This is a genomic window from Sphingobium ummariense RL-3 (assembly GCF_000447205.1).
Taxonomy (GTDB): Bacteria; Pseudomonadota; Alphaproteobacteria; order Sphingomonadales; family Sphingomonadaceae; genus Sphingobium; species Sphingobium ummariense.
The window spans coordinates 1-1,364 of the sequence record NZ_AUWY01000009.1 but is presented as its reverse complement, the minus strand read 5'-3'; the positions used below and the strand labels follow the sequence as shown (position 1 = coordinate 1,364).

The following is a 1,364-nucleotide window of genomic DNA, read 5'->3' as shown; positions in this document are numbered from 1 at the left end:
GGGGTAACTGCTAAACTAAAAAATACAAGAAATATTTTGAGGTCAACTGAGTTTTTTCTAATATGTTGCGAAACCGCAACAATTTTCTCAATGGATTCATCACTATCCGCTAGGGCTGTCGCCCTGGCGGCCGAACAGGCGCGACCAGAAGCCGGGGCGGGAGCTGGGCTGCGAGACAGCGCGCTGATCGGTGAGGGCGAGCCGTTGGGCTTGCTCCCGCCAAGCGTTCCGTTCTTCACGCAGTTCGGCAACCTGCTCCCGCAACAGCCTGTTTTCAGCCTGTAAACCGGGGGTGTCACTGCCTGTTATGTTAGGCTGTAAAGGTTGCTGCACCCCATTTACAGGGGGCCAGACACGAAATAGCTCGACAGGTTCAATGCGCCATTCGCCGTTATCGGATTTTTCGGCGGAAACCCGGCCTGTCTTGATCGCCTTCATGAGCGTTTGGCGGGTGACACCGACCTTTTCGGATGCTTCTCTTAGGGTGATACCCATGATGTCACTCGCTGTTAAGTCGGCCTGTATAGTATCTATATATCGGTTGCATCGTCAGGGGGAGAGGCATCGGGCGCGCGGAGCCTGTTTCCTAGGCCGATGACGAGCTGGGATAGTTCCTCTTGCATCGCCGGATCGAGGTTCTGCTGTTCGGTGGCGGGCAGATCAGGCTCAATTCCATCTAGGAACGGTTGCGAAGGAGGGGGAAGTCCGTCGCCGTGCGGTAGCTGACGCTCACCTATCGGGGGAAGGCGGCGTAGTGGTTCTTGCTTGCCCAAAGTATCGCGGTCCGGCTGTTCGCTGTCGGAGACGACGACAGTTGCAGAAAATAGGCTGTATCTTAGCCCTTCACGTGGTCCAGACCAAACAACTCTATCGTTCAACACATATGCGTTGACAGTGCCGTTTTCACCAATCCGCCTGACTTCAATCCAATTTCCAGAAACAAGTGCAGTTATTGCTGTCTTAATAGTTGTAATTGATCTAACCCCTAGCAATTCTGCTAATGTCTTGTGACTTACTACAACAGCATTATTATCTCCGACCCGAGCGGCAAGCAGATGTAGTAAGGCCCCAGCCTTGGGGTTTGATGCGCTTAAGCGCGCCCAAGCCTCATGCGATGCACGGTCAGTCTGGACCCATCGGCTAGGCTGAGGCTTGGTGGCGGGCAAGGTGCGCGTATCTGTCACAGGGGTGTGACTCCAGTGTCGAGAAATCGGACATAGATTGGCTAGGGGCAGTCAATCTATGTCCGATTATCGCCAGAAAATTATCAAAAATCAACGTCAATTATCGACAATAAATTGGTGAAAATCGACAGACCCTAGCCAATCAGCTACTGGCTACCCCTAGCCAATCAGCTACTGGCT

General features: G+C 52.9%; 1 protein-coding gene. It reads right to left on the bottom strand.

Annotated features, from left to right (window positions below; translation table 11 throughout):
• Nucleotides 1–102 precede the first annotated feature (102 nt).
• Entirely contained in the window at nucleotides 103–495 is a 393-nt protein-coding gene (locus tag M529_RS47955; RefSeq protein ID WP_013044867.1) for a hypothetical protein, read from the bottom strand.
• Nucleotides 496–1,364: the final 869 nt, after the last annotated feature.

Coding starts and splice junctions, on each gene's coding strand:
- M529_RS47955 (WP_013044867.1), bottom strand. CDS start 495: ATGGGTATCACCCTAAGAGAAGCATCCGAAAAGGTCGGTGTCACCCGC.